The organism is Methylobacterium aquaticum (assembly GCF_016804325.1).
Lineage (GTDB): Bacteria > Pseudomonadota > Alphaproteobacteria > Rhizobiales > Beijerinckiaceae > Methylobacterium > Methylobacterium aquaticum_C.
On record NZ_CP043627.1, the window covers coordinates 457,908 to 477,650 of the forward strand.

The following is a 19,743-nucleotide window of genomic DNA, read 5'->3' on the forward strand; positions in this document are numbered from 1 at the left end:
TCGTTCGCACCTCAGGATGAGGTTAGCGGGTAGGATGATCCCGTCTTCCTCAAATATTAGGTAGAAATCCTGCTCAAACAGGCTCTGAGCGGCTTGTGTCATACCAACGGTCGTTGGAAACGACCTATGGTTCCGTTCTGGAATTTTCGTCAAGCCTCTGGCTTGGCACAGAAAATTCGAGATGGTTCAATGGCCCGATGCGTCAGCATCTTGGGCCATCGGTATCAGTCTGGATTGAACGAGAGCGGTGAGTGCCATGAGGCAAGCGCCGAAGGTGAGGTGGCCGGGGGCAACGTCGAGGCGACCGGCCCGCTCGCGCATCGGGCCGCCCCAGCGGCTGAACCGGCCCGAGATGCGCTCGACCACCCAGCGCCGCTCGAGCACGACGAAGCCCGATTGATCGGGCTCCTTCGGCACGACCTCGCGGTGCATGCCGTGCAGGCTGCAGCACTCCTCGCAGCGCTTGTCCCGGACCACGCCGTCGACGATCGCCAGGCGCAAGCTCGGCCAGTGCTCCTGGCCGGCCTCCAAGGCCGGCAGCACGTCGCGATCCTGGACGTTCGCCGGCACGATCGAGGGCCCGATGCGCCCCTCGGCATCGACCATCGGCACACGCTTGCATCCGACCGACTTGTCGGCTGCGTCGCAGCCCCGTGGTCCGCGTACGCGGATACACTTGACGCTCCGGGTGTCGACGATCGCCAGCCGCGGACGGCGACCACGGCGCCGTGGCCGGCGGCGAGCCAGAGCCCGCATCAGGATCTCGAACACCCCCTTCTCGATACAATGATCGGTTTCAGGCGCGCCTCGTGACGCGTCCGATCACACTCCGTCCACATCGGCTCTTGCCTCCGCTCAACCAGGCGGATCCCAGGTCGATCCGACAAGGCAGGGGGGACAGACGCCAGAAGCGCTCGAACAGGCCTTGAGCGCTCGCGATCGGAACCGCGAGAGGCCGTGGACCAGGCGATCGTGGACATCGATACCCTGCGCGTCATCCCGGGCCCGCGAAAGAGGAACCCGGGATGACGCGGGGGATGCGAGAACGGTGAAGCCGTTCGGACGTGCTCAGTACGGCACGCGGTCGGCCTTGTCCTCGTACTTCTTCCAGACCTCGACGGCCTCGGCGCGCATGATCTGGCGGGTTGGGATCGAGCGCTCGTGTACGGGCTTCTTTACCTCGCCGTAGATCATGCTGTCGTCGAAGTTGCCGTAGCGCAGCGCGTCCTCGTTCGCCGAGGCGTAGTAGATCGCCTTGATACCGGCCCAGTAGGCCGCCGCCATGCACATCGGGCACGGCTCGGCGCTGGTATAGAGCGTCGCGTCGCGGAGCTTGAAGCTGCCTTGCGCCTTGCAGGCGTTGCGGATCGCCGCCATCTCGGCATGCCAGGTCGGGTCGTTCTCGGCGACGACGCGGTTGGCGCCCTCGGCCAGGATCTTGCCGTCCTGCACGATCACGCAGCCGAACACCCCGCCGGCGCTCTCGACGAGCGCGGTCTGCTCCGACAGTTCGATGGCGCGGGCCATGAACGTCTCGTGGTCGTCCGTCATCGTGATGTCCTCGTGCCTGTGGTGCGGGAGCGCTGGGGCAGCCGGATGAACAGCGCGATCTCGGCCGCATCGAGTCCCAGCATGACGCAGGCGCCGGGAAACTCAATCCACCGGCACGTCGCCGGCCCTCAGGGAGAGGGCGGCAGGACCGTCGAGCACGTCGAAGGGGTTTTCACTCCTGGCCGAACGGCCGATCCCGGACGCGCCGCCGCGCCCGGGATCGAAAGGCCGCGTCAGCGCGGCGCGGCGCCGTCATGGCGGTTCGACGGCATGCCGCCCGGGGCATCCGGGTAGGCGGTGCTCGGAACGGGCCCGGGCTGTCCGACCGAGCTGCTCGGCACCGCGGTGCGGCTCGCATCCGCCGCCCCCGAGGGGCCGGGCGCCGCCGGGCACGGGCCGCCGGACGGACAGGCGCCGTGATCGGTCGCGACCGGCCGGCCGCCCCGCTCGGCCGCCGGCTGGCCGCCGGGGCTGTCGGGATAGGCCGCCGCCCCGCCGGGCTGGCGCGAGGGGGCGGCGGGGGTCGGCGAGCCTTGCGCGAGCGCGGGGCCCGTAGCGAGGGACGCGAGCAGGGCGAGGATGAGGCCGCGCATCAGATGTCCCGCCGCTGCATCGCGCCGGCGATGTGGTCGGCCTGGCGCAGCGCCAGGGCGACGATGGTCAGGGTCGGGTTGCAGGCCGCGCCGCTCGTGAACTGGCTGCCGTCGGAGACGAACAGGTTCTTCACGTCGTGGGTCTGGCCGAACTTGTTCAGCACCCCGTCCCGCGGCTTCGCGCTCATCCGGTTGGTGCCCATGTTGTGGGTGCTCGGATAGGGCGTGACCGGGTAGGTGACGGTGGCGCCGACCGCCTCGTAGATCGCGGCGCCCTGCTTGTAGGCGTGGTTGCGCATCGCGACGTCGTTGGGGTGGTCGTCGTAATGCACGCTCGCCACCGGCATCCCGTGCTTGTCCTTGACGGCGGGATCGAGGGTGATGCGATTCGTTTCCTGCGGCATGTCCTCGCCGACGAGCCACATCCCGGCCATGCGCGGATACTGCTCCATGGCGCTGGTGAAGGAGCGGCCCCAGGCGCCGGGATTGAGGAAGGCGGCCATGAACGGCACGCCGAGCGAGACCGTCTCCATCTCGTAGCCGCCGGAGAAGCCGCGCTTGGGGTCGTGATGCGCCTCGTCGCGGATGATGCCCGCCATGGTGGTGCCGCGGTACATGTGGACCGACTTCTCGAACACGCCGTAGACGCTGCCGGTCATGTGCCGCATGTAGTTGCGGCCGACCTGGCCCGAGGAATTGGCGAGCCCGTCCGGGAACATCGAGGACGCGCTGTTGAGGAGGAGCCGCGGGCTCTCGATCGAGTTGCCGGCCACCGCGACGATGCGGGCCTTCTGGCGCTGGAGCTTGCCGTCGGCATCGGCATAGACCACGCCGGTCACCTTGCCGGAGGCGTCGTGCTCGATGCGGAGCGCCATGCAGTTCGGGCGCACCTCGAGGTTGCCGGTCTCCTCGCCGCGGGGGATCTCGGCGATGAGGGTCGACCACTTCGCCCCCGACTTGCAGCCCTGGAAGCAGAAGCCGATCTGCTGGCACGCGCCGCGGTCGTGCCGCTCCTGGCTGTTGATCGCCATCCGGCCGGTATGGACCTCCTTGTAGCCGACGCGGCGGGCGCCGGCCTCCATCACCTTGAAGTTGTTGTTGCCCGGCAGGCCCGGGATGGCGTTGGTGCGGGTCACCCCCATCCGGTCCTCGGCCTTGGTGTACCAGGGATCGAGCTCGGCCCGGGTGATCGGCCAGTCGAGGAGGTTGGCGCCGGGCAGTGCGCCGTAATGGTCGCGGATGCGGAACTCGTGCTCCTCGAAGCGCAACGAGGCGCCGGCCCAATGCACGGTGGAGCCGCCCACCGCCTTGACGATCCAGGCCGGCAGGTTGGGGAAGTCCCGCGCCACCCGCCACGAGCCGGAGGTGGTGCGCATGTCGGTCCAGGCGAGCTGGGCGAAGCTCGCCCATTCGTCGTTGACGAAATCCTCCATGTTGTGGCGGGCGCCCGCCTCGAGGATGACGCAGCGGATGCCCTTGAGCGCCAGTTCGGTGCCGAGCGTGCCGCCGCCGGCGCCCGAGCCGACGATGACGACGAGCCCGTCGTCGTTCAGGTCGAATGTGGCCATGGTTTCCTCCGGTCCGCGCGGCCGGTCGCGGCCGGTCCGGCGCGGTCGTTCATTGATTGTTCTTTGATGGACAGTCAGTGGAACCGGCCTGCGCCGTCGCTCAGACCTTCGGCAGCCAGTCGATGTCGTTGAAGCCGCGGTTGATGTAGCCGCCCTTGTCGGCAGATGATCCCTCGTAGCCGAATTTCGGCCAGATCTCTTGCTGGTTGTAGAGCGAGACGACGAGGTCCGAGCGGATCTTCTTGAAGAAGTCGGTGTGGCTGATGCCTTCCAGCACCGCGACCCGGTCGGCCTCCCAGCCGATCTGGGCGTAATCGACCTTGTGGCGGGCCCGCGCATCCTCGTCGAGGCGGCGGACGCCGGAGGTCAGCAGCGCCTTCACGCCCGGATCGGCGGCGGCCTTGCCGTCCCAGGGCTTGATCGCCGTGACGTAGTAGACGTCGCCGAGGAAGTCGTGCGGGTAGATGTCCCGCGCCATCTTCACCAGGGTCTTCAGCTCGGCCGGCGACAGGGCGGCGCCGTTCTCGGCCCAGGCCTCCGAGACCTGGAGCCCGGCGGCGCTGGCAAGCGCCGCGGCGGGTGCCGCGGCGGCGGCGCTCTGCAGGAAGCCGCGGCGGCTGAACCGCACGCGCGGATCGACTTCTCTCATGGGCGTGTCTCCTCTGATGTCGTTGTTCGAAGGCCGTGCGCGCATCAAGGCCGTGCGCGCTGGGCCGGCGCGGGGCGCGTCTTCGCGCGCTCCCGCACCCGCCGTTCGTGTCAGCCGAAGCGGCCGCCCTTCTGGATCACCTCGATCTTGTAGCCGTCCGGATCGGTGGCGAAGAAGAAGCGGGCGAGCGTCTTGCCCTGGTGCTGGAAGTCCTTGACCGGGGTGGCGGGCAGCCCCTCCTGCGTGAAGCGGGCATGCTCGGCATCGACGTCGTCCACCACCACCGCGAGATGGCCGTAGCCGTTGCCGAGGTCGTAGGGCTCGGTGCGGTCGAAATTGACCGTCAGTTCCAGCTCGAACGGCGACGAGGGATGGCGCAGGTAGACGAGGGCGAACCCGTCGAAGCCGATCCGCTCGGCGAGTTCGAGCCCGAAGGCGCGGGCGTAGTAGGCGCGGGAGCGCTCCTCGTCGAGGACGCGGATCATCGAGTGGACGGGCTTGGCCATCGGCAGCAGGAACCTCGTTTCGCGTGAGCCACCGCTCGGGTGTCGCGGCTTAGAGTAGCTCCAGGAAACCGGCCGGGGTGGTAGCGGGCTGTGACGCCGGCAGGCTGATCGGGGCATCCGCGCGCGCCCTTCCGCAAGCGACGGCGCACGATGAGCGACGCCCCGCCACGGTCACCGGCCAGTTCCTGTTCCGCTCCGCCGCGTGCGCGGGGACACATCGCAACGGCGATCGCCCCCCTATCTTCCAATCATCGCAACGGAAGCAGCCACCAACCCGGGCCTGCACTGCGAACAAGGAGCCTGAATACCAGATGAAGACCCGTATCGCCGCCGTCGTCACCGCGATTGTCCTTGGCGCCGCTCCGATCTCGTCCGCCATGGCATTCGGCCCGACCTCTCCCGCCACCCCGTTCGGCCCTCGCGACGTCGAGACCACCGGCTCGATCGGCTCCGCCAACACCAGCGTGCCGTTCTACGGCGCCTGCCCGATGAGCTCGGCCTCGGAGGGCAACGCCAACCAGCAGAACTTCCCGGTCAAGCAATACGGCCAGACCTCCGGCGGGCACCGCTGCTGATCCGGGACATCGCCGCTGATCCGACAGGAGACGGGACATGAGTGACATGAAGCTTCTACGCGCCGTATCCTACGGCATGATCGGTGTTCTGGCCGGCGGTCTCGCCATGACGGTGGTCGGCACCGCCAGCGCCCTGATGAACATGTGACGTCGGCGAAGGGCCGTCCCCTAAGGGGCGGCCCTTCGCTCGTGGGCGGAGCCGGCCGGTTTTCCCGCAAGTCGCCCCGGAACCGCAGAGCTTGCCTCCGCTTTGCCCCTGCAAGACTTGTTCAGCGAACCTTGCTCAGCGAGATTTGCGCAGGAGACAGCCATGCCCCCGCTCGCCCGCCTGCTCCCCGTCCTCCTCGTCCTGGCTGCGAGCGCCGCCCCGGCCCTCGCGATCTCGGACCGGCGCGACCAGCCGACCCAGGCCGACATCCCCGACGGCCGGCGGGGCGACGCCTCGGGAATCGCCCCGCCCCAGGCGATCAAGCCCGACACCAAGGTGATGCCCGGCGATACGGGCCTGGACGGCAATGCCCGCGCGCGGACCAACCCCCTCGATCAGCTCGAGCCGAAGGACCGGCGCGCCACCGGCGGCGGCGACGGGGCCGGCGACCGGCGCTGAGGCAACCGCCCGGCGGCCACCGGGGTTAACCGTTCGCACAGGCATGCGAGGGGAGTTGCCCATGGGTCTGCTCGATCAGGTCATCGGTTCGGTGCTCGGCAACGTCCTCGGGGCGGGGGCCGGCACGAGGGAGGCCGCGATGGCGGCTCCGGGGCGATGTCGCCCCTGGTCAAGGCGCTTTTGATGTTGCTCGCCGCCAAGGCGATGCAGGGCGGCTTCGGCGACATCTTCGGCGGCGGTCGCAGGCCGGTGCCGCAGGGCGGGCCCGACGACGGCTATGCCCCCGACCCCCGCGGCTACGATCCGCCGGAGCCGCGGGACGCGGCGCCCCGCGGCCGGCGCGGCGAGGACCCGAACAACCCCTATTCCGACCTCGCCGGGATGCTCGACGGTCCCGGCGGCGGGACCGAATCGCCCTCCCCCGGCGGGGCCGGGATGCAGAACCCGTTCGACCAGGGTGCCGGCCCGTATTCGCGCCTCGACCGGGAGCAGCCGGAGGATGCCGCGGGGGGTGGCCTGGACCAGCTCATCGACCGCTTCCGCCGCGGCGGCCTCGGCGAGATGATCGAATCGTGGATCGGCCCGGGCCACAACCGGCCGATCCAGCCGCAGCAGCTCGCCCAGGCGCTCGGCCCCGATACGGTCGAGACCCTGAGCCGCCAGACCGGGATGGGCCGGGACGACCTGCTGGCCCAGCTCGCCCAGGTGCTGCCCGGCGTGATCGACGGGTTGACGCCGCAGGGAAGGCGCCCGAACCACGACGAGATGCGCGGCTGGTGATTCGCCACGCGGCGCCCGATCCGGGCGCCGTCTTCCGCCAGGGGTGACGCCGATGGCCTACGAGCTGCATGACTGGCCGTTGATCCAGGGCCGGGGCGAGTTCGTGCGCCTCGCCCTCGAAGAAGCCGGCGCCGCGTATGTCGACGTCGCCCGCGAGGACGGCATCGACGGCCTGGTGGCCGGGCTCGACGCCCCGCCGCGCCCGCCCTTCGCGCCGCCCTACCTGCGCGACGGCGACCTGGTGATCGGCCAGACCGCCGCGATCCTGCTCCATCTCGGGCCGCGCCTCGGCCTCGTCGGCGAGAGCGAGGCCGACCGGATCTGGACCCACCAGATCCAGCTCACCATCGCGGATGCGGTGGCCGAGGCCCATGACAGCCATCACCCGGTCGCCTCGGCCCTCTATTACGAGGAGCAGGCGACGGAGGCCGCCCGCCGGGCCGCAGATTTCCGCGAGAACCGGATCCCGAAATTCCTGAACTGGTTCGAGCGGGTGCTGTCCGCCAACCCCGCCGGCCCGCGCCACCTCGTCGGCACCCGCCTGAGCTACGCCGATCTCTCGCTGTTCCAGCTCGTCGAGGGCCTGGCCTACGCCTTCCCGCAGGCGGCCGAGCGGGCGCTCGGCTCCACCCCGAAGGTCGTCGCCCTGCACCGGCTCGTGGCCGCCCGCCCGCGCATCGTCGCCTATCTGGCGAGCGACCGGCGCGTGCCCTTCAACGAGGACGGGATCTTCCGCCGTTACCCGGAACTGGACGGGTAGGCGGTCCGGCACGGAGGGCGGGAAGCGGTCCGCCCGGATCGCGAGGCGCGAATCAGTCCGCCTCCGGGCAACCCGCTCCGGTGTCCCTCGGGCTACGAAATCGGGGGGTAGGCGGGTTTCCGCAACGGAAGTCGGCGGCGTGGCGAAAGCGCCACAGACTCCCGATGCGGCATGCTCGCCTCTAAGTCTTTGATTTCAAACGATCTTCGTAATCGCACGTTGCCGTCACGCCACGGGGTGTGGCCGCAGGTGGACAAGCAGGGCCGGCGGTTAACAAAAAATTAACTATTTCGGCGCGAAGGTCGGCTCAACAAATCGTTAACCAAATCGCGCCTCGACGCGCATGCCGGCCGATATCGCAAGTCCACCGCGAAAACCCGGCAGACTTCGACAATATAGAACCAAGCAACCCCGCTGCCTTTAACGGCAGCGGAACAGAAAAACTCGTCAAAGAATCTTGGGGGCTGGCGTGTACATCGTGGTCGACGAGCGGGAAAGCGTGGCTGCGCACTACGTGGAAGGCTTCGGCGTGGAGGGCGTGGTGGCCCGGGGGCTGGACGTGCGGGACGTCCAGACCTGGATCGACGCCACGCCGGCCCAGGACCTCGCGGCGGTCCAGGGCTTCGTCATCGGCGATTGCGCCGACCGCGCGACCTTCACCGGCCTGTTGCGCAGCCTGTCGGGCGCGCCGATCATAGCGCTGAACGAGACCCGCTCCCTCGAGCAGACCCTCGCGCTGTTCACCGCCGGCATCGACGACGTGGTGCGCAAGCCGGTCCATGTCCGCGAGATCATCGCCCGGGCCGGGGCGATCCGCCGCCGGACCAACCGCAGCGAGGTCAAGCCCGCGAGCACCCCGGACAAGAACGGCCGCCTGACCGTCCACACCGACGGGCGCGATCCCGAGATCGACGGCGAGAGCCTGCTGCTGCCGCGCCGCGAGCGCGACATCCTGGATTACCTCGCCCGCAACCGCGGCCGGCCGGTGACCAAGGGCCAGATCTTCAAGGCGGTCTACGGCGATCTCGACACCGCCGTCGACGAGAGCGTGGTCGAGGGGCACATCAGCAAGCTGCGCAAGAAGCTGCGGATGCGGCTGGGCTACGACCCGATCGAGGCCAAGCGCATGGCCGGGTACACCTTCGTCGGCTGATCCCCCTCCCCTCTTTTTCATTCATACGAAAGCCCCGAGCGGTCGACCGCCCGGGGCTTCGTCGTTCTCGGGGTGACCGCCGCCCGCGAGGGCGGCGGTCGGTCGCCTTAGCGGAAGAGCGAGAGGACGTTCTGGCTCGACGAGTTGGCGATCGAGAGCGCCTGCACTGCTAGCTGCTGCTGGGTCTGCAGCGCCTTCAGCTTCGTCGACTCCTCCTCCACGTCCGCGTCCACCAGGATGCCGATCGTGCGGTCGTTCGCCTTCATCAGCGTATCGACGAAGGTCTTCTGGCCGTCGATCTGCGTCTTGTTGGCGCCCAGCTTCGTGCCCGCATCCGTCACCTTGCCGATCGCCTTGTCGACCGCCGAGATGATCAGCCCGAGGTCGAGGTCGCCGTTGGTGCCGACCAGCGTCGAGATGTTGAAGTTGGCGATCGAGTACGACCCGCCGCTGGTGTTGGTGTAGGTGTTGCTCGCCGTATCCAGGATGCCCTGGGCCGTCGTGGTGCCGGCATTGGTGCCAGAGGCGGTCCGCGCCACCACCGTTCCGGCCGCCGCGGGGTTGGTGGTGCCGTTCGTGAAGCCGTAGCTCGCCACGTCAGCGCCGCCGAGGGTGATTACGTTAGCCGCGACCGAGTTGGTCAGCGTGATCTTGCCGCCGGCGAGCGTCGCGCTCACCGTGCTGGCCGCGGTGGGGGTGGTCTTGGCCAGTTCCGCGTTGATCATCGCCACGATGTCGGTGGCGTTGACGGTCGCGTTGCTCCCCGAGGTCGCCGAACCGGCCAAAGCCGTGTACGTCGCGGCGTTCAGGGTGACGGTCTTCGTGACCGCGCCGTCGTTGATCGTGATCGTCTTCGAGTTGCTGCCCGACAGGTCGAAGGGGGCCGCCACGGGGGTACCGGTGACGATGGCCGGCTGGGCCGCCGCCGTCACGGTACCGAAGCCGACATCGATCACCTTCTTGCTGGCCGACGAGGCGTCGGCGAGCTGCACGTTGAGCGTCGCCGCCGTGCCGGTCCCGGTGGTGGAGAAGATCAGACGCCCGGCCGTATCGAGGGAGGCCGCCACCTTGCCGCTGAGGTTGGCGTTGGCGGCGATCTGGTTGTTGAGGGCGCCGAGGAACTCGTCGGTCGTGACCCTGTTCAGATCCTTAGCCGCCGACTTCAGGGTGGCGGCGTTGAGCGTCAGGGTGCCGGACAGGCCGGCGACGGTCACCGAGAGGTTGACCTCGTTCGGGCCCGAGAAATCGGCCGTGCCCGCGCCGGAGCCGAACCCGGCCGTGCCGGTGAGCGAGGTCGTGGAGACGATCTGCGCCGTCGTGGCCGCGGTGTTCACGCTGGTGGAGTTGGTGTCGTAGAGCTTGATGCTCTGGACGTTGATGCCGATCTGCGAGAACGTGATGTTGCCGTTCGCCGCCCGGGCAAAGCCGCCGACCACGCTCTGGGTCGCCTGGTAGGCGGTGTTGCTGGTCGCGGAATTGACCGAGAGCCAGTTCTGGCCGCTCGAATTCGAGGAATCGGCGGTCGCCTTCATCTTCGACTGGATCGCGGCGATCTCGACCTGCACCTTGGTGCGGTCAACGCCCGGGGTCAGCGCCGTCTGCAGCTTGGCGCGCATGTTCTGCAGGTCGGACAGGATCGAGTTCAGGCCGTTATAGGCCGTGTCCACCGACGACGAGCCGAGGCCGAGCGAGTCCTTGACCGCGCCGAGCGAGGCATTGTCGGTGCGCACCGTGGTGGCGATCGACCAGTAGGCGGCGTTGTCGGACGCGGCCGAGACGCGCTGGCCGGTCGAGACCCGGTTGCTGGTGGTGTCGAGGCTCTGGTTGATGTTCTTGAGCGTGGTCAGCGCCGTCATCGCGGCGTTGTTGGTCAGCAGGCTGGTCACGGCAATCGTCCTGGTTACACGTTACTGGCTGGGGCGATCATGAATCCGGGCTCACACCGGCACAGCTGAACGGCCTCATGCCGTCGGGTCGATCGCCCACGGGATCGGCGATACGAGATCCGCCGGATCGTCGTGCGGTGACCGAAGGCCCGGGCGAGGACGTCGTCCCACCGAACCGTCGTCGAACCCGACTCGCTGCGCGTTACACATCCGGACTCTCACCGGGGACAGCGGTTCGACATCATGTCTTGGGCTCGGTCGAGCCCACCCGCTGCGCCTGCACCGACCCGAGACCGGCATCGCCGTCCTTCCCGTCGGTCTGGAAAGATTGCACCCGTCAGGTTGTTCAAAGATTAATCTTAAAGCCCGCCGGACGAAAAATCCGTATTTCGATGGATTTGGTCCGAGAATATCATAACCAATCATCAACCATGATCGCTCATGCGCGCAGCGAAAAGGCCACGCCGGGGAGACGTGGCCTTGTGGTCTTTCGGGGAGCGGCGGCCGGAAGGCCGCCACCCGGTCTCGGAGGCCTGCCTCAGCGGAAGAGCGAGAGGATGTTCTGGCTCGCCGAGTTGGCGATCGAGAGCGCCTGCACCGCCAGCTGCTGCTGGGTCTGCAGCGCCTTCAGCTTCGTCGACTCCTCCTCCACGTCCGCATCCACCAGGATGCCGATCGTGCGGTCGTTCGCCTTCATCAGCGTATCGACGAAGGTCTTCTGGCCGTCGATCTGCGTCTTGTTGGCGCCCAGCTTCGTGCCGGCATCCGTCACCTTGGCGATCGCCTTGTCGACCGCCGAGATGATCAGACCCAGGTCGAGGTCGCCGTTGGTGCCGACCAGCGTCGAGATGTTGAAGTTGGCGATCGAGTACGACCCGCCGCTGGTGTTGGTGTAGGTGTTGCTCGCCGTATCCAGGATGCCCTGGGCCATGGTGGTGCCCGCCGCGGTGCCCGCGCCGCTCGCGTTGCTGCCCGAACCCGGCACCGTCGCGGTGAAGCCGACGTCGATCAGCGTGTTGCCGGTCGAGGCCGTGGCGTTGGTCAGGGACAGCGTCACGGCCGAACCGGTGGCCACGGTCTGGAAGGTCAGGCGACCGGCGCTGTCGAGCGAGGCCTGCACCCGGTTGGCGCCGATGGCGCTCGCCGTGATCTGGTTGTTGATCGCCGACAGGAACTCGTCGGTCGTGACCTTGCTCAGGTCCTTGGCGGCCGATTTCAGGGCGGCCTTGTTGATCACGATCGAGGCGGTCGTCGAGGTGCCGTCGGCCACGGCGAGGTTGAACGATACCTCGTTGGTGCCGCTGAAATCCGCCGTGCCGGCGGTCCCCGCGGCGGCGCCCGGACGGAAGCCGGCCGTGCCGGTGAGCGCGGTCGAGCCGGTGAACTGGGCGCTGGTGGCCGCGGTGTTCACGCTGGTGGAGTTGGTGTCGTAGAGCTTGATGCTCTGCACGTTGACGTTGATCTGCGAGAACGTGATGTTGCCGTTCGCCGCCCGGGCAAAGCCGCCGACGACGTTCTGAACACCCTGGTAGGCGGTGTTGCTGGCCGACGAGTTGACCGAGAGCCAGTTCTGGCCGCTCGAATTCGAGGAATCGGCGGTCGCCTTCATCTTCGACTGGATCGCGGCGATCTCGACCTGCACCTTGGTGCGGTCGACGCCCGGGGTCAGCGCCGTCTGCAGCTTGGCACGCATGTTCTGCAGGTCGGACAGGATCGAGTTCAGGCCGTTATAGGCCGTGTCCACCGACGACGAGCCGAGGCCGAGCGAGTCCTTGACCGCGCCGAGCGAGGCATTGTCGGTGCGCACCGTGGTGGCGATCGACCAGTAGGCGGCGTTGTCGGACGCGGCCGAGACGCGCTGGCCGGTCGAGACCCGGTTGCTGGTGGTGTCGAGGCTCTGGTTGATGTTCTTGAGCGTGGTCAGCGCCGTCATCGCGGCGTTGTTGGTCAGCAGGCTGGTCACGGCAATCGTCCTGGTTACACGTTACTGGCTGGGGCGATCATGAATCCGGGCTCACACCGGCACAGCTGAACGGCCTCATGCCGTCGGGTCGATCGCCCACGGGATCGGCGATACGAGACCCGCCTGATCGTCGTCTGGTGATCAAGGTCCCGGCCAAGGACTTCGTCCCGTCCGGACCCATGTTGAACCCGACTCGCTGCGCGTTACACATCCGGACTCTCACCGGGGGCAGCGGTTCGACGTCATGTCTTGGGCTCGGTCGAGCCCACCCGCTGCGCCTGCACCGACCTGGACCGGCGCCTCCGCCCGTCCCGTCGATGGAAACATCATGCGCCCGAATAGGTTATTCAACGATTAAGCTTAAGATTTTTGGAAACCGGCCCCGATTCGAGGCAATGCCTATGAATGACACAGCAATGAATCGTTAACCATAATAATAATGCTCACCATGCCCGATCGCAAACATGAAAAAGGCCACGCCGGCGAGGCGTGGCCTTGTGGTCTTTCGGGAAGCGGCGGCGGAAGGCCGCCGCTTCCGTCCGGAAGGTCCGTCTTCGCCTCAGCGGAAGAGCGAGAGGACGTTCTGGCTGGCCGAGTTGGCGATCGAGAGCGCCTGCACCGCCAGCTGCTGCTGGGTCTGCAGCGCCTTCAGCTTCGTCGATTCCTCCTCCACATCCGCATCCACCAGGATACCGATCGTGCGGTCGTTCGCCTTCATCAGCGTATCGACGAAGGTCTTCTGGCCGTCGATCTGCGTCTTGTTCGCACCCAGCTTCGTGCCCGCATCCGTCACCTTGCCGATCGCCTTGTCGACCGCCGAGATGATCAGCCCGAGGTCGAGGTCGCCGTTGGTGCCGACCAGCGTCGAGATGTTGAAGTTGGCGATCGAGTACGACCCGCCGCCGGTGTTGGTGTAGGTGTTGTTCGCCGTATCCAGGATACCCTGGGCCATCGTGGTCCCGGCCGCGGTGCCCACGCCGTTGGCGTTGCTGCCCGAACTCGGCACCGTGGTGGAGAAGCCGACGTCGATCAGCGTGTTGCCGGTCGAAGCGGTGGCGTTGGTCAGGGACAGCGTCACGGCCGAACCGGTGGCCACCGTCTTGAAGGTCAGGCGGCCGGACGTGTCGAGCGAGGCCTGCACCCGGTTGGCGCCGATGGCGCTCGCCGTGATCTGGTTGTTGATCGCCGACAGGAACTCGTCGGTGGTGACCTTGGCCAGGTTCTTGGCGGCCGATTGCAAGGCGGCCTTGTTGACCACGATCGAGGCGGTCGTCGAGGTGCCGTCGGCCACCGCGAGGCTGAACGATACCTCGTTGGTGCCGCTGAAATCCGCCGTGCCGGCGGTCCCCGCGGCGGCGCCCGGGCGGAACCCGGTCGTGCCGGTGAGCGCGGTCGTGGCCGTGAACTGGGCGCTGGTGGCCGCGGTGTTCACGCTGGTGGAGTTGGTGTCGTAGAGCTTGATGCTCTGGACGTTGACGCCGATCTGCGAGAACGTGATGTTGCCGTTCGCCGCCCGGGCAAAGCCGCCGACCACGCTCTGGGTCGCCTGGTAGGCGGTGTTGCTGGTCGCGGAATTGACCGAGAGCCAGTTCTGGCCGCTCGAGTTCGAGGAATCGGCGGTCGCCTTCATCTTCGACTGGATCGCGGCGATCTCGACCTGCACCTTGGTGCGGTCAACGCCCGGGGTCAGCGCCGTCTGCAGCTTGGCGCGCATGTTCTGCAGGTCGGACAGGATCGAGTTCAGGCCGTTATAGGCCGTGTCCACCGACGACGAGCCGAGGCCGAGCGAGTCCTTGACCGCGCCGAGCGAGGCGTTGTCGGTGCGCACCGTGGTGGCGATCGACCAGTAGGCGGCGTTGTCGGACGCGGCCGAGACGCGCTGGCCGGTCGAGACCCGGTTGCTGGTCGTGTCGAGGCTCTGGTTGATGTTCTTGAGCGTGGTCAGCGCCGTCATCGCGGCGTTGTTGGTGAGCAGGCTGGTCACGGCGAGGGGTTCCGGTTTTCGAGCGTGGCGGGAATGTGCAAGGTTCCGGGCTCACACCGGTGCAGCGGAACGGCTTCATGCCCTCGGACGCCAGGGTCCGACCGACTGCGCTTCGACACATCCGGATTCTCACCGGGGGCAGCGGCTCGACATCATGTCTCTGGACTAGGGGAGAGCCCATCCGCTGCGCCGACACCGACGCGGCGCCGACTTCGCCGTCGCCCTCATCGATTGTTTCTGTCTACAGACAGAAGATTGCTCAATTTTAAACCGCGTAATGACCTTGAGGAATAACCGGTTTTTGATAAACAAATCACTACGATATCCAACAACCATTAATCATGCCGCGACGACGAACAAAAAAGGCCACGCCCTCGGGGACGTGGCCTGGTTCCGTCGCGCTGGCCGACGGACCGCTCCGCGGTCCGCCGGCCTCCCCCGCTTAACGGAAGAGCGAGAGGACGTTCTGGCTGGCCGAGTTGGCGATCGAGAGCGCCTGCACCGCTAGCTGCTGCTGGGTCTGCAGCGCCTTCAGCTTCGTCGACTCCTCCTCTACGTCCGCATCCACCAGGATACCGATCGTGCGGTCGTTCGCCTTCATCAGCGTATCGACGAAGGTCTTCTGGCCGTCGATCTGCGTCTTGTTCGCACCCAGCTTCGTGCCCGCATCCGTCACCTTGCCGATCGCCTTGTCGACCGCCGAGATGATCAGCCCGAGGTCGAGGTCGCCGTTGGTGCCGACCAGCGTCGAGATGTTGAAGTTGGCGATCGAGTACGACCCGCCGCCGGTGTTGGTGTAGGTGTTGTTCGCCGTATCCAGGATACCCTGGGCCATCGTGGTCCCGGCCGCGGTGCCCACGCCGTTGGCGTTGCTGCCCGAACTCGGCACCGTGGTGGAGAAGCCGACGTCGATCAGAGTCTTGCCGGTCGAGGCGGTGACGTTGGTCAGGGACAGCGTCACGGCCGAACCGGTGGCTACCGTCTGGAAGGTCAGGCGCCCGGACGTGTCGAGCGAGGCCTGCACTCGGTTGGCGCCGATGGCGCTCGCCGTGATCTGGTTGTTGATCGCCGACAGGAACTCGTCGGTGGTGACCTTGGTCAGGTCCTTGGCGGCCGATTGCAGGGCGGCCTTGTTGATAACGATCCCGGCGGTCGTCGAGGTGCCGTCGGCCACCGCGAGGCTGAACGACACCTCGTTGTTGCCGCTGAAATCCGCCGTGCCGGCGGTCCCCGCGGCGGCGCCCGGACGGAAGCCGGCCGTGCCGGTGAGCGCGGTCGTGGCCGTGAACTGGGCGCTGGTGGCCGCGGTGTTCACGCTGGTGGAGTTGGTGTCGTAGAGCTTGATGCTCTGGACGTTGACGCCGATCTGCGAGAACGTGATGTTGCCGTTCGCCGCCCGGGCAAAGCCGCCGACCACGCTCTGGGTCGCCTGGTAGGCGGTGTTGCTGGTCGCGGAATTGACCGAGAGCCAGTTCTGGCCGCTCGAGTTCGAGGAATCGGCGGTCGCCTTCATCTTCGACTGGATCGCGGCGATCTCGACCTGCACCTTGGTGCGGTCAACGCCCGGGGTCAGCGCCGTCTGCAGCTTGGCGCGCATGTTCTGCAGGTCGGACAGGATCGAGTTCAGGCCGTTATAGGCCGTGTCCACCGACGACGAGCCGAGGCCGAGCGAGTCCTTGACCGCGCCGAGCGAGGCGTTGTCGGTGCGCACCGTGGTGGCGATCGACCAGTAGGCGGCGTTGTCGGATGCGGCCGAGACGCGCTGGCCGGTCGAGACCCGGTTGCTGGTCGTGTCGAGGCTCTGGTTGATGTTCTTGAGCGTGGTCAGCGCCGTCATCGCGGCGTTGTTGGTGAGCAGGCTGGTCACGGCGAGGGGTTCCGGTTTTCGAGCGTGGCGGGAATGTGCAAGGTTCCGGGCTCACACCGGTGCAGCGGAACGGCTTCATGCCCTCGGACGCCAGGGTCCGGCCGACTGCGCTTCGACACATCCGGATTCTCACCGGGGGCAGCGGCTCGACATCATGTCTCTGGGCCCGGGGAGAGCCCATCCGCTGCGCCTGCCGGACGGCCCTGCTGGGGCGCCGCCGACAGGGGCACTATCGGGGGGCGCCCCTTAGCAAGCGATTAAGCCCTCGGTAATACCCGCTATCCACACACCCGCCGCCCGGCAGGAATGTCCCCTCGGCGCTCGGCAGGAATTGCCGTCGGACAGGCCCGGGCAAGGCAGCGCGGCTATCCGGGGGCATGAGCGGACATCCCGGGCCCACCCCTCGCGGCAAGGCCGATACGACACCGACGCGCATCGTCCTCAAGAAGGGCGGCACGTTCTTCCTCAACGGCGCCCTGATCCGGGCGCACGACGCCTTCGGCGCGGAGATCCACCTCGCCGAGGCGCTGCTGCTGCCGAGCCAGATCCTCTCGGCCGAGACGGCGCGCACGCCGCTGCAGCGGCTCTATTACTGCGTGCAGCAGGCCCTGATCGAGCCGGAGGCGGCACCGGCGTGGCGGGCGGCATTCGCCGCGAGCCTGCCGCCGCTGCTCGACCCTCACTCGGAGGTCGGGCCGGTCCAGCGCGACAGCCTGGAGCGGGTCGCCGCCCTGGTCGAGGCCGGGCGCCTGATCGAGGCCCTGTCGGCCCTGCGCCGGGCGATCAAGGCCGGCCCGGCGGCCTGACCGGGACGGGGGCCGAAAAAGCCCCACGCAAGCCACCGGCCTTACAGCAGTCACGCATCAAGACGGAGCATCGCAGGACATGGGGATCATCGTCGGCCTGGTCATCGCCATCGGCTGCATGCTCGGCGGCTTCGTGGCCATGGGCGGCCACCTGATCGTGATCTGGCAGCCCTGGGAATTCGTCATCATCGGCGGCATGGCGGCCGGCACCTTCGTGATCGCCAACCCGATGAAGACGGTGGTCGATTCCGGTAAGGCGACCATGGAGGCGTTCAGCGGCAAGGGCCCGAAGCGCAAGGACTTCCTGTCCCTGCTCGGCCTGCTCCACGCCCTGCTGCGCGAGATCAAGACCAAGCCGCGCAACGAGGTCGAGACCCATTTCGACGACCCCTCGAATTCCGAGATCTTCAAGAACTATCCGGACGTGACCAAGGACCAGGGCCTGGTCCTGTTCATCTGCGACTACTGCCGGCTGATCCTGATCGGCGGCGCCCGCTCGCACGAGATCGAGGCGCTGATGGAGGAGGAGATCGGCACCCACAAGAAGTACGCGCTGAAGCCCTACGGGGCGATCAACACGGTGGCGGAGGCGCTGCCGGCGCTCGGGATCGTCGCGGCGGTGCTCGGCATCGTGAAGGCGATGGGCGCCCTCGACCAGTCGCCGCAGATCCTCGGCGGCCTGATCGGCGCGGCGCTGGTCGGCACCTTCTTCGGGGTGTTCGCCTCCTACGGCGTGCTGGCGCCGCTCGCCATCAAGGTGAAGGGCGTGCGCGAGAAGCAGTGCTCGGTCTACACCATCGTGAAGCAGAGCCTGATCGCCTACATGAACGGCGCCCTGCCGCAGGTGGCGATCGAGCACGGCCGCAAGGGCATCGCCGCCGCCGACCGCCCGACCATCGACGAGGTCGAGGCCGCGACCGTGCCGGGCGCCCAGAACCGCGAAGCGGCCTGATCACGATGAACCGCGAAGCGGCCTGAGAGCCGGGACATCCAACCCATGACCAGCCCCTCGGAACCGGCGATCCTCAAGAACCCCGCCGACATCCGCGCCCGCATCCAGGAGGCCGCCGGCCTCTCCCTGGACCGGCTGCCGATGCTGCAGCTCATCTTCGACCGCCTGGCCACCGCCTGCGGCGACGGGCTCAAGCACCTCGCCTCCTCGTCGATCCTCTACGCGCTGGGCGGCGTCGAGACCGGACGCTTCGGCGAGTTCCTCGACGCCTACGATTCGAAGGCCGTGGTGGGCATCTTCCAGGCCCCGGCCTGGGACGGCCACATCCTGGTCGGCCTCGACCGCGACTTCATCTTCACCATGGTCGAGGTGCTGTTCGGCGCCGACGGCTCGGAGCAGCCGGTCGACGACGAGCGCGCCTTCTCGGCGATCGAGCTGCGCATCGCCCAGATGATTTTCGAGCAGGTCGGCCGGGCGCTCGAAGCCTCCTTCGGCCTCGTCTCGAAGACCGCCTTCACCCTGGAGCGCACCGAGACCCGGATGGAGTTCGCGGTGATCGGCCGGCGCACCAACAAGGCGATCCAGGCCAAGTTCTCCATCCAGGCGCTCAGCCGCGGCGGCGAGATGTTCATCATCATCCCGCAATCGGTGCTCAACCCGCTGCGCCCGAGCCTCGCCAAGGTGCTGACCGGCGAGACGAGCACCCGCCGCGACCCGCGCTGGACGAGCCAGATCGCCGCCGAGGTGCAGAAGACCACGGTGCACCTGCGCGCCGTGCTGGAGGAGCGCCACCTGAGCCTGGGCGAGATCGCCGGGCTGAAGGTCGGCCAGGTGATCGCCCTCGACGCCACGCCGGCGACGCGCATCAAGCTCGAGGGCAACGACAAGCCGCTGTTCTGGTGCCATGCCGGACAGTCGCAGGGGGCCTACGTCCTTCGCATCGACGAGGCCATCCATGACAAGGAAGGGGCGGAGCATGGTCTCGCTGGTTGACGGAGTGCTGCTCGCCGCCCTGGTGGGCACCAATGCCTGCGTGCTGCCGCTCTACCTGAAGCTCAAGCGCCTCGACCGCGCCCAGGCCGAGTACGGACGGGCGGTCGCGGCATCCGGCCACGCGCTCGCGAGCGCCGGCGAGGCGGTGCGCAGCTTTGCCGGCGAGGGCCGGGAGATCCTCGAGGCCCTGAGCGCCAAGATCGAGGAGGCGCGGGCGACGCTCGACGCCCTCGAGGCCGGCCGGCGCGACGCGGCGCCGGAGCGGGCGGGCCGCTAGGGCGGCGCCCGATCGCGGTGCCACACGGTCCACGACAAAGATGGCTGCGTAGGCAAGGCAGCGACGGCCGAGAGCGTGCCCCCTCCCCCTCTGCGTCAAGGCTGTCCGGAGATGAGGAAAAGGCGCGGGCTTCCCCTCTCCCCGCCCGCGGGAGAGGGAAGAGCGCGCGCAACACCTCTCCCCGCACGGCCCGGGGAGGGTTCATGCTCTCGTCCATCTTCGACTTTGCCGCATCGCCTGCACGAATCGGTATCGTTTTCGTCGGATAGTGAC

19 protein-coding genes are annotated in these 19,743 nt (G+C 67.8%); 9 read left to right on the top strand and 10 right to left on the bottom strand.

The annotated features are described in order from the left end of the window. Positions 1-186 precede the first annotated feature (186 nt). From F1D61_RS02085 to F1D61_RS02110, 6 genes are all read right to left on the bottom strand, one after another. The gene (locus F1D61_RS02085; RefSeq protein ID WP_203156307.1) at positions 187-771 is read right to left on the bottom strand and encodes a hypothetical protein; all 585 of its coding nucleotides are present in this window, start codon (positions 769-771) and stop codon (positions 187-189) included. A 297-nt stretch (positions 772-1,068) separates the two neighbouring features. After that, positions 1,069-1,551, bottom strand: coding sequence for a nucleoside deaminase (locus F1D61_RS02090; protein WP_203156308.1), 483 nt, complete (start codon positions 1,549-1,551; stop codon positions 1,069-1,071). 233 nt (positions 1,552-1,784) lie between these two features. Continuing rightward, positions 1,785-2,144, bottom strand: coding sequence for a hypothetical protein (locus F1D61_RS02095; protein WP_203156309.1), 360 nt, complete (start codon positions 2,142-2,144; stop codon positions 1,785-1,787). Then, positions 2,144-3,712, bottom strand: coding sequence for a GMC family oxidoreductase (locus F1D61_RS02100; protein ID WP_203156310.1), 1,569 nt, complete (start codon positions 3,710-3,712; stop codon positions 2,144-2,146). The genes F1D61_RS02095 and F1D61_RS02100 overlap by 1 nt, the downstream gene beginning before the upstream one ends. A gap of 100 nt (positions 3,713-3,812) precedes the next feature. Then, the gene (locus F1D61_RS02105) at positions 3,813-4,361 is read right to left on the bottom strand and encodes a twin-arginine translocation signal domain-containing protein (protein WP_203156311.1); all 549 of its coding nucleotides are present in this window, start codon (positions 4,359-4,361) and stop codon (positions 3,813-3,815) included. A gap of 110 nt (positions 4,362-4,471) precedes the next feature. Further along, positions 4,472-4,867 carry a VOC family protein gene (locus F1D61_RS02110; RefSeq protein WP_203156312.1) on the bottom strand — a complete coding sequence of 132 codons (396 nt, stop codon included), beginning with the start codon at positions 4,865-4,867 and terminating at the stop codon, positions 4,472-4,474. Positions 4,868-5,178: 311 nt separating this feature from the next. Here F1D61_RS02110 and F1D61_RS02115 point away from each other — a divergent pair, with 311 nt between their 5' ends. The 5 genes from F1D61_RS02115 to F1D61_RS02135 all read left to right on the top strand — a co-directional run bounded on the left by F1D61_RS02115 (position 5,179) and on the right by F1D61_RS02135 (position 8,742). Next, entirely contained in the window at positions 5,179-5,442 is a 264-nt protein-coding gene (locus tag F1D61_RS02115) for a hypothetical protein (RefSeq protein ID WP_203156313.1), read from the top strand. 310 nt (positions 5,443-5,752) lie between these two features. After that, positions 5,753-6,049, top strand: a complete 297-nt coding sequence (locus F1D61_RS02120; protein ID WP_203156314.1) for a hypothetical protein — start codon at positions 5,753-5,755, stop codon at positions 6,047-6,049. A gap of 183 nt (positions 6,050-6,232) precedes the next feature. Beyond that, positions 6,233-6,829, top strand: a complete 597-nt coding sequence (locus tag F1D61_RS02125; RefSeq protein ID WP_348649416.1) for a YidB family protein — start codon at positions 6,233-6,235, stop codon at positions 6,827-6,829. A 52-nt stretch (positions 6,830-6,881) separates the two neighbouring features. Next, positions 6,882-7,589 carry a glutathione S-transferase gene (locus F1D61_RS02130; protein WP_203156315.1) on the top strand — a complete coding sequence of 236 codons (708 nt, stop codon included), beginning with the start codon at positions 6,882-6,884 and terminating at the stop codon, positions 7,587-7,589. Positions 7,590-8,058: 469 nt separating this feature from the next. After that, a complete protein-coding gene (locus tag F1D61_RS02135) occupies positions 8,059-8,742 on the top strand; it encodes a response regulator transcription factor (protein ID WP_203156316.1) in 684 nt (227 codons plus the stop codon). 107 nt (positions 8,743-8,849) lie between these two features. Here F1D61_RS02135 and F1D61_RS02140 read toward each other — a convergent pair whose 3' ends face one another. The 4 genes from F1D61_RS02140 to F1D61_RS02155 form a co-directional block, all read right to left on the bottom strand. Next, positions 8,850-10,628, bottom strand: coding sequence for a flagellin (locus F1D61_RS02140; protein ID WP_203156317.1), 1,779 nt, complete (start codon positions 10,626-10,628; stop codon positions 8,850-8,852). 538 nt (positions 10,629-11,166) lie between these two features. Next, positions 11,167-12,591: a flagellin gene (locus F1D61_RS02145; protein ID WP_203156318.1), complete on the bottom strand. Its 1,425-nt coding sequence runs from the start codon at positions 12,589-12,591 to the stop codon at positions 11,167-11,169. Between the two features lie 559 nt (positions 12,592-13,150). Continuing rightward, positions 13,151-14,575, bottom strand: coding sequence for a flagellin (locus tag F1D61_RS02150; protein ID WP_203156319.1), 1,425 nt, complete (start codon positions 14,573-14,575; stop codon positions 13,151-13,153). 442 nt (positions 14,576-15,017) lie between these two features. After that, on the bottom strand, positions 15,018-16,442 hold the full coding sequence (locus F1D61_RS02155; RefSeq protein WP_203156320.1) for a flagellin: 1,425 nt from the start codon (positions 16,440-16,442) through the stop codon (positions 15,018-15,020). Positions 16,443-16,819: 377 nt separating this feature from the next. Between F1D61_RS02155 and F1D61_RS02160 the strand changes: the two genes are divergently transcribed. From F1D61_RS02160 to F1D61_RS02175, 4 genes are all read left to right on the top strand, one after another. Next, positions 16,820-17,248 (top strand): flagellar biosynthesis repressor FlbT, encoded by a 429-nt coding sequence (locus tag F1D61_RS02160; protein ID WP_203156321.1) that lies wholly within the window; start codon positions 16,820-16,822, stop codon positions 17,246-17,248. A 79-nt stretch (positions 17,249-17,327) separates the two neighbouring features. After that, a complete protein-coding gene (gene motA / locus F1D61_RS02165) occupies positions 17,328-18,200 on the top strand; it encodes a flagellar motor stator protein MotA (RefSeq protein ID WP_203156322.1) in 873 nt (290 codons plus the stop codon). 45 nt (positions 18,201-18,245) lie between these two features. Beyond that, positions 18,246-19,193 (top strand): flagellar motor switch protein FliM, encoded by a 948-nt coding sequence (locus F1D61_RS02170; protein ID WP_203156323.1) that lies wholly within the window; start codon positions 18,246-18,248, stop codon positions 19,191-19,193. Beyond that, positions 19,177-19,470 carry a hypothetical protein gene (locus F1D61_RS02175; protein WP_203156324.1) on the top strand — a complete coding sequence of 98 codons (294 nt, stop codon included), beginning with the start codon at positions 19,177-19,179 and terminating at the stop codon, positions 19,468-19,470. Before F1D61_RS02170 ends, F1D61_RS02175 begins: the two co-directional genes overlap by 17 nt. Positions 19,471-19,743: the final 273 nt, after the last annotated feature.